Origin of the sequence: Microcoleus sp. Pol7_B2 (assembly GCF_036701035.1) — a bacterium.
Lineage (GTDB): Bacteria > Cyanobacteriota > Cyanobacteriia > Cyanobacteriales > Microcoleaceae > Microcoleus.
This window is the reverse complement of the sequence record NZ_JAUBQB010000008.1, coordinates 23,570-35,186: the sequence shown is the minus strand read 5'-3', so window position 1 is coordinate 35,186 and position 11,617 is coordinate 23,570. Positions and strand designations below refer to the sequence as shown.

At 47.3% G+C, this 11,617-nt stretch carries 11 protein-coding genes; 6 read left to right on the top strand and 5 right to left on the bottom strand.

Annotation, left to right across the window (positions count from 1 at the left end; translation table 11 throughout):
* Positions 1-138 precede the first annotated feature (138 nt).
* Positions 139-1,830, top strand: coding sequence for a transglutaminase domain-containing protein (locus QUA57_RS05040; RefSeq protein WP_333059916.1), 1,692 nt, complete (start codon positions 139-141; stop codon positions 1,828-1,830).
* Between the two features lie 108 nt (positions 1,831-1,938).
* Positions 1,939-2,079, top strand: coding sequence for a hypothetical protein (locus QUA57_RS05035; RefSeq protein WP_190660773.1), 141 nt, complete (start codon positions 1,939-1,941; stop codon positions 2,077-2,079).
* 421 nt (positions 2,080-2,500) lie between these two features.
* Here QUA57_RS05035 and QUA57_RS05030 read toward each other — a convergent pair whose 3' ends face one another.
* Together QUA57_RS05030 and QUA57_RS05025 are read right to left on the bottom strand one after the other, a co-directional pair.
* Positions 2,501-3,487, bottom strand: coding sequence for an aldo/keto reductase (locus QUA57_RS05030; protein ID WP_333059838.1), 987 nt, complete (start codon positions 3,485-3,487; stop codon positions 2,501-2,503).
* A 144-nt stretch (positions 3,488-3,631) separates the two neighbouring features.
* A complete protein-coding gene (locus QUA57_RS05025; RefSeq protein ID WP_333059837.1) occupies positions 3,632-4,525 on the bottom strand; it encodes an alpha/beta fold hydrolase in 894 nt (297 codons plus the stop codon).
* A gap of 332 nt (positions 4,526-4,857) precedes the next feature.
* Between QUA57_RS05025 and QUA57_RS05020 the strand changes: the two genes are divergently transcribed.
* Positions 4,858-5,121 (top strand): hypothetical protein, encoded by a 264-nt coding sequence (locus tag QUA57_RS05020; RefSeq protein ID WP_333059836.1) that lies wholly within the window; start codon positions 4,858-4,860, stop codon positions 5,119-5,121.
* A gap of 101 nt (positions 5,122-5,222) precedes the next feature.
* Entirely contained in the window at positions 5,223-5,711 is a 489-nt protein-coding gene (locus QUA57_RS05015) for an anti-sigma regulatory factor (protein WP_333036929.1), read from the top strand.
* 272 nt (positions 5,712-5,983) lie between these two features.
* Here QUA57_RS05015 and QUA57_RS05010 read toward each other — a convergent pair whose 3' ends face one another.
* Positions 5,984-6,259 (bottom strand): DUF6439 family protein, encoded by a 276-nt coding sequence (locus QUA57_RS05010; RefSeq protein WP_006631172.1) that lies wholly within the window; start codon positions 6,257-6,259, stop codon positions 5,984-5,986.
* 118 nt (positions 6,260-6,377) lie between these two features.
* On the opposite strand from QUA57_RS05010, the gene QUA57_RS05005 reads away from it, so the two are divergent.
* Entirely contained in the window at positions 6,378-6,743 is a 366-nt protein-coding gene (locus tag QUA57_RS05005) for a DUF2203 domain-containing protein (RefSeq protein WP_333059835.1), read from the top strand.
* Positions 6,744-6,856: 113 nt separating this feature from the next.
* Positions 6,857-8,248, top strand: coding sequence for an asparagine--tRNA ligase (gene asnS / locus QUA57_RS05000; RefSeq protein ID WP_333059834.1), 1,392 nt, complete (start codon positions 6,857-6,859; stop codon positions 8,246-8,248).
* A gap of 80 nt (positions 8,249-8,328) precedes the next feature.
* On the opposite strand, the gene QUA57_RS04995 is transcribed toward asnS, so the two are convergent.
* Complete coding sequence (locus QUA57_RS04995; RefSeq protein ID WP_333059833.1) at positions 8,329-9,810, bottom strand: pitrilysin family protein; 1,482 nt, start codon at positions 9,808-9,810, stop codon at positions 8,329-8,331.
* Between the two features lie 189 nt (positions 9,811-9,999).
* Positions 10,000-11,595: a pitrilysin family protein gene (locus tag QUA57_RS04990; RefSeq protein WP_333059832.1), complete on the bottom strand. Its 1,596-nt coding sequence runs from the start codon at positions 11,593-11,595 to the stop codon at positions 10,000-10,002.
* Positions 11,596-11,617: the final 22 nt, after the last annotated feature.

The following is an 11,617-nucleotide window of genomic DNA, read 5'->3' as shown; positions in this document are numbered from 1 at the left end:
GCGCCTTTTCGTAAAAACACCCGGTTGATGCGTCAATCCTGGATATCAGGAAACTCGGCAATTTTTCTGGTGAACCTCAAGCGATCGGCTACAAGTTACAAATTAGGTTTTCTGTACAATACCGGCAAGAAATTTAGCATGAATCTCGATTCACCTGTTCTCTCGGACAAACAGCCTTCGGGGCTGCGGATGGTAAGACCCATCGGAGTCTTGGCACTGCACGGCATTGCTTTTTTAGGAAATAGGTTGTTCGCTGTCGATCGCGCCGAAGGGCTGCTATTGGAGATCGATCGAGAAACTGACAACACTACTGTTTTGAATCCTTATCAAACGGCTAAGTTTGCGGGCGCAACCGGGCTGGCTATTTCGGAAGATACTCTCTGGTTTGCGCGGGATGAGGATATTTGTTGCTGTCGGGGCGCAGTTCGGGACGGGGCGATCGCTGAACTTAAACCAGAACATTTTGTTTCACTTTCTTATCCTGCTGACGGGATTGCTGTGTGGAAATCTACGCTTTATGCGACTTGCCAGAGATTAAACTCGATTCTGGTTTTTGACCTGAAAACTGGTCGGGAAATTACTCGGTTTTACGCTCCAGGTATAGGGGTGGAAAATATCACAGTCCGGGATGAGGAAATTTGGGTTTGCGACAAGACTGAGCAAACTGTTTACTGTTTGGAACGGGCAACTGGGGAGATTAAATTTAGCGTTTTGACTCCCTTTGAGTCGCCTTCTGGTTTGGCTTTTCACAAGGATTCCGAAACCGGGGAGGAGGTTCTGTACGTGGCTTATGCCGGGGATGAACTTTACATCCGGGATGACCCGAATTCGGAAGATCCTTTTCAGTTGACGAAGCGCGATCGCACTTTTATTCAGCCTTTGTATTTTCATTACAATGAAGCCGAGCGCTACGCTTTGTCAAACGGTTTTTTGATGGAAATGTCTTATGTGGAGGAACTGTCTCCTCTCGATGAGGTAGAAATCGAAAATTTGGAGTGGCGGATTGCTTTGCCTTCGGAAACTCACCGGCAAAAGGTAAGGAGTGTTACGCCTATCGGAATGCCTTTTACTGAGGAAATTCAGGAAGGGGAACGGGTGGCGGTGTTTAAGTTCGACCGCCTACACCCTGGGGAACGCCGAATTTTTGGCTGGAAGGCATTGTTAGAAGTTCGATCGATTAAGTATCAGTTGTCACCTAGGGATGTCGAAAAGATTCCTAAGCTGTCGCCGGAGTTTGCAGCTAAGTATTTGGTGGATAATGACAATTTGGCGATGGATACGGAGATTGTGCGATCGGCTGCTGTGGCTGCCATTGGCTCAGAAACTAATATTCTCAGGCAGTTACTGAGCATTCGCAATTTTGTTTACGACCAACTTTCTTACGGGATTAGGCCTCACATTGACACTCCCGATATTGTATTACGCCGCGGCATCGGTTCTTGTGGCGAGTACGTGGGCTTGTTGTTGGCTTTGGCTAGGTTAAACGGGATTGCTTGCCGCACGATCGGGCGCTACAAGTGTCCGGCTTTTGCTGACAGAAAAGGTGTGTCGCTGGAGCCGGATTTCAATCACGTTTGGCTGGAATTTTACATTCCGGGTTTTGGCTGGGTGCCGATGGAATCTAATCCTGATGATATTCAAGACAGAGGCCCTTATCCTTTGCGATTTTTTATGGGTTTGGCTTGGTATCACGTAGAAATTGGCAAGGGAATTCGGTTTCAAAGTCTCACGAGCGGCGGTCTCCCTTTGAACAAGGAGGATGTTTCCGTGGGGAGTCTGGCAATTAATCATGTGAGGTTTACAATTTTGGAAGATTTGCCAGCAGTTTGAATCGAGTGTTAACAGTTAACAGTTAGCCGTCTATATTCAACTGTTAATTGTTAACATTTTTCATCTAAAATCGAAAGTAGACAATGTAACATCAGAGGAAGAGGGGTTGTGGAATTTTCGATTGCTAATATTCTTGTTTTAGTGGCCTTTGTACTGCTGGTGACGGTGACTGGCGGGGTCGCTTATTTGACTTCTGTTGAGTGGCGCGATCGCAGGCGGTTAGATAAGGCTAAACGGAAAAAAAAGTAGCTTTTGGCTGTGGACAAATTGCATTTTTTATGATATAAGACAAGGCGACCTGATTGGGTCGCCTTGTTTTTTGACTTGAGGTATAGCAGAAGGAAAAAGGAAGAAGGAAGAAGGAAGAAGCAACAATCGCAATCGTTTCAGCAATTTAAAATCTCCTAACCGGCTTGGCGGTTGCTATATTTTCACCGCAGATAAAAGAAAGTTCGCTAACCTAAACGTTGTAGGTTTGTAGTCAGGATTTGAATTATAGTAGTTTTATGAGGGATCAAGTCCTGACTACAAAACAATTTGATTGCATTCGTTCGTTAGCGAAGCCCTCGAAGAGGATCGCACATAAGATGATTCACCGCCAGGACGGCCGCGCCACAATAAATACACCACAACAAACACCCAGGAAAAAAGGGATTTTGGAGTTGGTATTTTAAGTCCACTGTCTGAAAAATGTATTTTCTTGCCAAGCGGCGGCGGTGCGTTTTTCAAGTGCTGCCATTTCTGTTTGGTTCAGGGGTTTGAATGCTTGGGCAACTTTAAAGTTTTCTTCTAATTGCTTTACTGAGTCGGCGGCGATGACGCAGCAGTGCACGCCGGGAAGTGAAAGCGTGTAGCCCATTGCTTGGTGCATTCCATCTAAAACACCGTTCTGAAATAATTTGCCGTAAGCTGGTATTTTCATGGCTATGACGCCGATGTTTTTTGCTTTGGCTACTGGTAAAGCGCTGGTAACAAAGGAGCGCGGGTGATGTTTTTCGGCGGCGTTTAGGGAGATTAATGTTGTGTCGAAAGGATAGCGCTCCAAGCCTGCGGCAATAATGGCTGGTTCGTGGTGTCCGGTGATGCCGGAAAAACGAATTATTTTTTGCTGTTTGGCTTCTTCGATCGCCTTTATTGCTCCTTTGGCACTGAAAATTTGGTCTAATTCGGCTTGGAATGAGACGTGGTGGAGTTGCCACAAGTCTAGCCGATCGGTTTTCAATCTTTTGAGCGATCGCTCTAAGTCTCTCCACGCGCCATCTCTGTCTCTGGCGGAGGTTTTTGTGGCTAGGAAGAGACGCGATCGATATGGTGGCAAAACTTTGCCTAAGTTTTCTTCGCTGGGCCCGTACTCGGCCGCGGTGTCAAAATAGCGAATGCCTAGTTCGATCGCGCGTTCAATTTGCGCCGCTGCTTCTGCTTCTCTTCCCGGCTGCGACAGCGGTGTTTGTCCGGCCCCACCCAAACCGAAAATCGGCACTTTGACCCCGGTTTTGCCTAACACTCGTTCTGGCATTTTTACTGTGGCGGCCGCCTTGTTATTGGGTGCGGCTGCGATTTCCCGATCCTGCTGTTCGATCGCCTTAGCACCTGCAATGCCGCTGGCAACAGCTATACTGCTCAATATAAAATTGCGGCGAGTCTTTTTGCGGGTCATTGTTTCCGTCTCCTCAGAATATTTGAGTAGAATTTAACCGCGTTTGTGTTGGCACAATACATAAACTTTTACTGCAAATCGGATAATTTTCCCCCTCTCCGAGGGAGGAGATGGCCGGGGGAAAATTATCAATGTGCCGATCGACTATTGGTCAATTATCCATGCGCCAATCAGTTCGTTTATCTGTTCTGGTACTTCGTCGTGGGGACAGTGACCAGCTTTGATAAAGTGTTCTGTTAACTGCGGATAGTGTTTGCGAAATTTAGCGCTTCTTTCTGTGGAATTCATCCACGGATCGCCTTCTCCCCACAGCATTAGCAACGGGCAGGTTAATTGACTAAGTAATACGTCAATTTTTTCGCCTTGGGGTGTTCGGAATACGGAAGCGAATACTTTGGGGGCACCGGGATCGCAGGAGGGAAGGTATATTTCTTCTACTAATTGGTCTGTAACGGCGCTTTGGTCGAGATATACTTTTTCTAGGGTTTTCCGAATTGTCGATCGCTGGCGCACGTACTGGAACAGCAGAAAACTTGCCCAATCTTGCTGAAATAACGTTTTAGCTACCGCAGATATGGCTTTTTGCAAGGGCGGGGCTTCGGGTGCGGGCTGCGGTTCGCTGAAGGGGCCGGCGCTGTTGATTAATATGAGTCCGGCTGCTGATTCGGGGCGCTGGGCTGCTACACACAAGGCGGCGTAACCTCCGAGGGAGTTGCCCGCTAGTACGGCGGGTCGGCCGATGATGTTAGTGATAAAGTCGTGGAGTTGGTCGCGCCAGAGGTCGCCGCTGTACTGTAATTCGGGTTTTGCCGATCGCCCAAATCCGATCAGGTCGATCGCCCACACTTCAAAGTCTTTGCTCAGCCCGCTGATATTTTTGCGCCAGTGGTCTGTGGAGGCTCCAAAACCGTGAATTAACAGCAGGGGAGGGCGTTCTGGATGCCGATCGCTGGATCGAACGTAGTATACTGAATGCCCCCGCCACTGCCAGTAAGTGCCGGCTATGGGGGCTGTGGTGATGGCTGGGGTTGTTTGCATGATGTAAAGAAATAATTATTTACTTTAACTATTGTATCGCGACGCTCAGATTTATAAAGTTTGGCATCCGCGCCGGGCTTCCGCTAGCAAAGGATTCGTCAATGTGAGCGAGTTGGGATCTGGCGATCTTCCGCACTCAGGATTAATAAGTTTTGTAACGAATATTGATTTTGTGAGGGTCGTAGCAAGCGGAGATGTTTTGCCCGATCGGATTTAGGAAAATAAATCGGGTTTTGGCTGCAACATACCTAGGTATGATGATTTTGCTGTTTGGCGGCCTGAGCAAGTTCTGGGCAATGGCGCTTGCCCAGGGGCTGCGAGGGTAGAATCTGATGGGCGAGGGTCAAGGGATCGACTTTTTTATAGTTATTTCCGAGCTTTTCAAGGTGGGGATCGTTTATTCAAAAGGTGTTGACGGCTTGGCGGATGCAGCTAGCCTCAGCGTTGCTAGTTGGCAAAAGTCAACCTCAAAAATTTCGCTGCTAGGAGAACTTATAAGTAAAATTACTGATGGTTCTCTGCAGAAGTTTCTCAGAATCGCTGAATATTTTGTGACGTTGTTTGCTGTTCTTAATTGCTTTGATACTCTAAGATAGAAGTAGAGCTGCGCCGCTCAATTAATTAGCATTTTGAATACTAGGGAGCCAACTATGCAGGGTGTGAACTTTATCCACCTGAAAGTTAGGGAGTTTTCTGAGTGATTGCTATTTCACCTCGTCCCGTCGGACGCAATTGGATTACGATTAGCTTCGCTTCTACCCTATACCTTTGTCCTATTTTGGATCTGCTCCTAGCAGAGCTTCCGGATCACTGGCAAGCGGAATTGCGGTTGGGGCTTCAAGAAGCTTTGGTAAATGCTGCTAAGCATGGAAACAAATTAGACCCCGGTAAAACTGTTGGAGTCCGTTTTTCGATCGTCCAAAACCAATATTGGTGGGTGATATCGGATGAAGGTTCTGGCTTTAAAGCCCCTTGCAGTTGTAACCTTTATACCGATGATTGCGACAGTCTCCTAGCAGAGGATGTTGCAGATGACTCTGGACTACCCCATGTGGAACAGGAATGTGGTAGGGGGTTGTTTATTCTTTACCAAATATTCGATCGGGTAGAGTGGAATTCTCAAGGTACAGAGTTACGGCTGTGCAAAGAACTTCCCAGTCGCTACCGACTGCCTCGCTTGCGCTAGCACCGCTATGAAAGCAGCAGTTTTCACCTCAGCTAGACCTGGAAATTTTTTCGTTTCCGGACTGAAGTTTGCAGTGAGAATTGGAACGCTCTAGCTATTGATAGCTGATCATAATGCAAAATGTGAGTTTTGAGTTAAAAAAGTATAAATCTTTTGAACTCACAATCGCGCTGCTCGATCGAGCGGCGCGATTGTCTAAGTTTTGAGCGACTAATCAAGTCAAAACTTCAAACTCTAAACCGCCCAGCGTTACGAACAACGAAGCAATCTAATTATTTGCCGTGGGTGGGACAGGGAGGAGCAGATATCGATCGATCCAGCCATCCTGCTGCTTGGTTTAAGCGCGGGAGAGCTTCTTCTGGCTGTTTTTTAAGCAAAAACACCAAAGCGGCCGCAGCTTGCTCGCAGGCCCGCGCCGAACGGTTGGCTTTGAGGCGGTGCCAATCTTTTTCGTGGATGGCGAGGCGCGCGGCGAGAGCTTGGGCTAGTTCTACCGTGCTCAGCTCGTTGAGGTTGACAGTTTGGGTTGTTTGTGTAGTTTCAAGCATAATTGGCAATTATACGGATTTGGCTGCCGTTTCTGAATTTAAAAAATATACTGCATATAATAACAACTTAATTGGAAATCGGTTTTTTTTATTATTATTGTCAGGTTTGCAGATCGAAATGCCTCAACAGCCGTCAGAGTTAAATCCGGAAGAGCAAGAAAGTGAGTTTGTTCAAGCGATCGCAGCAGTGGAGCGATCGCTCGCAGCAGTCAAAGAACGGTACACTCAAATTCAGGTCGATCGACAGCGCCAAGTCGAACTCGGCCATCGGCGCGAAGAAATCCTCCAGTCGGGGCGCCGAAATCCATTGCCGCAACTCAAAAAAGAATTGCGGGAAATTGAGCAAGAATTGGAAACTATCGAGTTGAATTTAGAAAGCAGCCTGTTTTCTTGGGGAAGCATAAAACAACCTTTTTGGCAAGCAGTTCGCTTTGGGGGACTCGGTATTTTGATCGGTTGGATTTTGAAATCCTATGCAGGTTGAACAATGTGGGGATTTTTGATTTTTTTATTTACCGCAGAGGGCGCAGAGGACGCAGAGGAAGAGAAAAGAGAGAAAGATGGTGCAAAATAAATATTAAATAAACAGGAGTGGATATGACAAATCAACGAATTGCAGCAATTTTGCGCGCAGGTGAACCCGACGAAACTGTAACTGTTCAAGGTTGGGTTCGTACCAAACGCGAATTGAAAGAATTTGCCTTTGTCGAAGTCAACGATGGTTCGGCCATGGCTAACTTGCAAGTAGTCATAAATTCCGATTTGCCAGACTTTGAAAATGTACTGAAACAACTGAATACAGGTGCATCTCTAGAAGTGTCGGGAGTGCTGGTAGCATCTCCAGCAAAAGGACAGCGAATAGAGTTGAAAGCCTCACAAGTACAAGTTTACGGGGATGCAGACCCGCAAACTTATCCGCTGCAAAAAAAGCGGCATTCCTTTGAATTTTTGCGGACAATCGCGCATTTGCGGCCGCGCACAAACACCCACGGTGCTGTCTTTCGAGTCCGCAATGCTTGTTCGGCGGCGGTACACCAATTTTTTCAAGAACGCGGTTTTTTGTGGGTTCACACTCCGATTATTGCTGCTAGCGACTGCGAAGGTGCGGGGGAAATGTTCGCCGTTACCAACTTTGATTTAAAGAATGTGCCGCGCACTGATTCGCAAGAGGTTGATTATGCTAAAGACTTTTTTGGAAAGCGCGCCTATTTAACAGTTAGCGGCCAGTTGGAAGCGGAAGTTATGGCGATGGCTTTCGGAAATGTTTACACTTTTGGCCCGACTTTCCGAGCGGAAAATTCTAATACTTCGCGACATTTAGCTGAGTTTTGGATGATTGAACCGGAAATGGCTTTCTGCGATTTGCAGGGAGATATGGATTTGGCTGAGGCGTTTTTAAAGTACATTTTTAAATACGTTTTGGAGCATTGCCCCGAAGATATGGAGTTTTTCAACGAACGCATTGACAAAACGGTTTTGGCTACTGCTGAAAATATCATTAATAATCAGTTCGAGCGGATTACTTATACCGAGGCGATCGCACTTTTGGAAAAAGCAGACAAAAAGTTTGATTTTCCGGTCAGGTGGGGTTTAGATTTGCAGTCGGAACACGAGCGTTATTTGGCTGAGGACTTGTTTAAAAAGCCGACGATTGTCAGCGATTATCCCGTCGGCATTAAAGCATTTTATATGCGTTTAAATGAGGACGAGAAAACCGTCCGAGCCATGGATGTTTTGGCTCCTAATATTGGGGAAATTATCGGCGGTTCGCAGCGGGAAGAAAGGCTGGATGTGTTGGAGAGGCGCATGGAAGCCCAGGGTATGAATAAGGAGGAATTGTGGTGGTATTTGGATTTGCGCCGCTACGGTACTGTGCCTCACGCTGGCTTTGGTTTGGGATTTGAGCGCTTAGTGCAGTTTATGACTGGAATGGGGAATATTCGGGATGTGATTCCGTTTCCGAGAGCGCCTTTGAGTATTGATTTTTAGTTGAAAATTGTGAGGCAAAGAGGAGGGACACGGCATTGCCGTGTCCTTACTCGAATCTGCGACTCCTAATCACAAATAAATTAAGTGGCTGGGGGAATTGTGATATCAACAGATTGCACTTTTACCGAAGTTCCCAAACTCGATAACGGCGGTTCAATTGCCGCACTATTTCCCACTACTAATGTTACCAAATTCTCCGGTTTCAAGTAAGTCTTAGCTACGCGCTGCACGTCGGCAATTGTTGCTGCTTCGATGCTACGGCGGTAGCGAAAAATGAAATCTTCGGGATAACCGTAGTATTCGTAGCGCATTAATCGCGACAAAGTTTGACTGGGATTTTCAAATTTGAAAATGAAAGAATTCAGGGTGGAATCTTTAGCAAAAGCTAATTCTGCCGGGGTAATTGGTTCGGTACGGATACGATCGATCTCGGCGCGAATTGCCTGGATAAACGGTACTGTGGCGTCCGATCGCGTTTGGCCTCCAGCGACAAACACCCCCGGATAGTCATATCTCGGACTCCAAGCCGCGTATACTGAATAAGCTAAGCCTTGGCGCGATCGCACGTTATTAAACAAACGGCCACCGAAACCATTGAGAACCCCATTCATTACGTCCAAAGCACCGTAATCTGGACTGCTGAGCATTCCGCCCAAATGTCCCATTTGCACGTAACTTTGACTTAATTGCGGCTGATTTACCAAAAATATGCCGCCCCCATTTGCGGGCGATACGGTTGGTAGTGCAGGCACTTCTGCACTTTGACTCGGTTGCCAGTTACCGAATTTTTGCTCGACGAGCGATCGCATTTTAGCTGTATCAAAATCCCCAGAAATACCCAAAATCATATTCTTGGGATGGAAATATTTCTGGTAGAAACTCACCACATCGTCGCGGGAAATATTGGCGAGGGTTTTGTATTCTACCGTACGCGCGTAAGGACTGCGAGATCCATAAATTAACTTTTCAAACTCGCGGCCGGTAATATCGTCAGGATCGTCATTGCGGCGGGCGATCGCACCTTGAGTTTGATTCTTCGCTAAATCTAACTTTTCCTGAGCAAATATTGGCTCCCGAATCACTTCCGCAAATAAGTCAAACACGGGTTCCACATCTTCAGCTAAAGCACTAAAATTAGCGCTGCCCGAACTAACATCAATCCCCGTTTCTACGGAAGCTGCTCGCTGTTCTAGCAATTGATTTAGTTCATCAGCCGTATGTCGGCTCGTGCCCCCAGTTCGCATCACTTCTCCCGTCAATCCTCCCAATCCAATTTTCTCGGCAGGTTCAAAGCGCTCGCCAGTGCGAAATAGCGCAGTTCCCCCGACTAACGGGAGTTCCCGGTCTTCCATCAGATACACCCGGATGCCATTTTTTAGCTCGAATCGAGTATATTTAGGTAATTTAATTTCTGGCACCGCCGGGAATGTTAATTCGTCGTAGTGTTTGGGTGCCGCCGCAAAGGAAGGTAACAAATTAAACGTGCCCAGTGAAACAGTAAAAAAGCAAAGCGACAGCAGAAATAACTTTACTTTTTTCAGTCTCAATTTAGTCCTTTTCATTCTTTCTCCAATGTTTCATAAGTTGACAATTCGAGGCAGAGCCTCGCCCATATGCGTTCCCAGGCAGAGCCTGGAAACGAGTGTTTCTTCCCTCTTCCTTCTTCCTTCTTGCTTCTTCCGACGGACATCGGACTGACATCCGTTACATCCGTTACATCCGTCGAGCGAATCCGTTGCCGAACCTTCTTCTTACAGTGGCAAAAGCTTACCAATCGTGCGATTTTCCGGGCGGAAAGTTGCCTGAGCCACACGTTGAATGTCAGCGGGAGTAACAGCCGCGATCGCATCCAATTCCTTGAACAAATTTCGCCACGAACCGGTGTTTACTTGATAGTCCACCAGCGAAAATGCCATGCCCATATTAGAATCGAGCGATCGCAACAAATCGCCTCTCGCCTGAGTTTTCACGCGATCCAATTCCAAAGCAGAAACCGGCTCAGTTTTCAGGCGCTCGATTTCCTTGCTCAAAGCTGCAGCTACTTCATCAACCGTACGACCCGGAGCAGTTTGAGCGTAAAATAACATCAAATTCGGATACTTTTCCCCCGGATAACCGCTGAAACCTTGAGCCGCGAGCGCCAATTGCTGTTGTTCTACCAAAGATTTGTAAAGCCGAGAAGTGCGGCCATCGCTGAGCAAAGAACCAATCATTTCATAAATCGCATTGTCGGGATGATTCATCGCCGGTTTGTGGTATCCTTCCAAATACCAAGGTTGAGTTTTTAATTTCAGCGTGACTTCCTGAGTTTGAGTTTGGGGAGGTTCGACAATCTGCAATTCTGGAGGCGCTGTTTTCGCCTTGTAACGGCCGAAATAAATTTGAGCGAGTCGCTTCACCTCCGAAGCTTTCACGTCTCCTACCACCGCCACAGTCAGCTTGCTGGGGACGTAGTGAGTCTCGAAAAACTTCTGCACGTCGCTGCGGCTGAGGTTTTTAATGTCTTCAGTGTAGCCAATTACGGGGCGGCGGTAGGGATGAGCAGAGAAAGCTTTGTTGGCAAAAACTTCAACCATTTGTCCGATCGGAGAATTCTCGGTTCGCAGCCTGCGCTCTTCTAAAATTACCTGTTTTTCTTTGTAAAATTCCCGAAATACTGGTTCTAGAAATCGCTCGGATTCCAGCGACATCCACATTTCTAACTTGTTAGCTGGAAGGCTGTAAAAATACATTGTGGCGTCGGTGGAAGTAGCGGCATTTAGTCCGACTCCGCCTGCTTGTTCCACTATTTTGCCGAGTTCGTTGCGCTTGACAAATTGCGAAGCTTCGGCTTCAACTTTGTCAAATTCTGCTTTTAATTGGGCGACTTCTTCAGTTTTGCCGCTGGCTTTGGCTGCTTGCATTTGCTCGAAGAGTTGGTCTTGTTTTTCTAGCAGCGGCTTTTCGGCTTGGTAGTCGGTAGTGCCGATTTTTGGCGTGCCTTTGAAGGCTAAATGTTCGAGATAGTGAGCGACACCTGTTTGACCGTCGGGTTCGTTTGCGCCGCCCACATCGGCGTGAATCAGAAACGATGCTACGGGGGCTCTGGGCCTTTCGAGTACGATGAATTTCATGCCGTTGTCGAGCTTAAATTCGCTGACTTGGCTGATTACTCGATCGAGCGACGGTTGAACAGAGACTGCTTGGGAGCCACTAGGGGGGTTGGGGCGGGCGAGGGCAATTTCGGGAGAAATGCCCCACCACAGCAGTACAGCGGCCAGCAGGGAGGCGATGAATCGAGTTTGGCGATCGGGCGATTCCCTACGGGATAGCTTCGCTTCACGGGGTTTTTGGAACTGCGGGGTCATTCGATTTTAGATTTTAGATTTT

What these genes read in the sequence shown, in the direction of transcription:
- QUA57_RS05040 (WP_333059916.1), top strand. Translation starts at nt 139, where the DNA reads ATGAATCTCGATTCACCTGTTCTCTCGGACAAACAGCCTTCGGGGCTG.
- QUA57_RS05030 (WP_333059838.1), bottom strand. Translation starts at nt 3,487, where the DNA reads ATGACCCGCAAAAAGACTCGCCGCAATTTTATATTGAGCAGTATAGCT.
- QUA57_RS05025 (WP_333059837.1), bottom strand. Translation starts at nt 4,525, where the DNA reads ATGCAAACAACCCCAGCCATCACCACAGCCCCCATAGCCGGCACTTAC.
- QUA57_RS05020 (WP_333059836.1), top strand. Translation starts at nt 4,858, where the DNA reads ATGGGCGAGGGTCAAGGGATCGACTTTTTTATAGTTATTTCCGAGCTT.
- QUA57_RS05010 (WP_006631172.1), bottom strand. Translation starts at nt 6,259, where the DNA reads ATGCTTGAAACTACACAAACAACCCAAACTGTCAACCTCAACGAGCTG.
- QUA57_RS05005 (WP_333059835.1), top strand. Translation starts at nt 6,378, where the DNA reads ATGCCTCAACAGCCGTCAGAGTTAAATCCGGAAGAGCAAGAAAGTGAG.
- asnS (WP_333059834.1), top strand. Translation starts at nt 6,857, where the DNA reads ATGACAAATCAACGAATTGCAGCAATTTTGCGCGCAGGTGAACCCGAC.
- QUA57_RS04995 (WP_333059833.1), bottom strand. Translation starts at nt 9,810, where the DNA reads ATGAAAAGGACTAAATTGAGACTGAAAAAAGTAAAGTTATTTCTGCTG.
- QUA57_RS04990 (WP_333059832.1), bottom strand. Translation starts at nt 11,595, where the DNA reads ATGACCCCGCAGTTCCAAAAACCCCGTGAAGCGAAGCTATCCCGTAGG.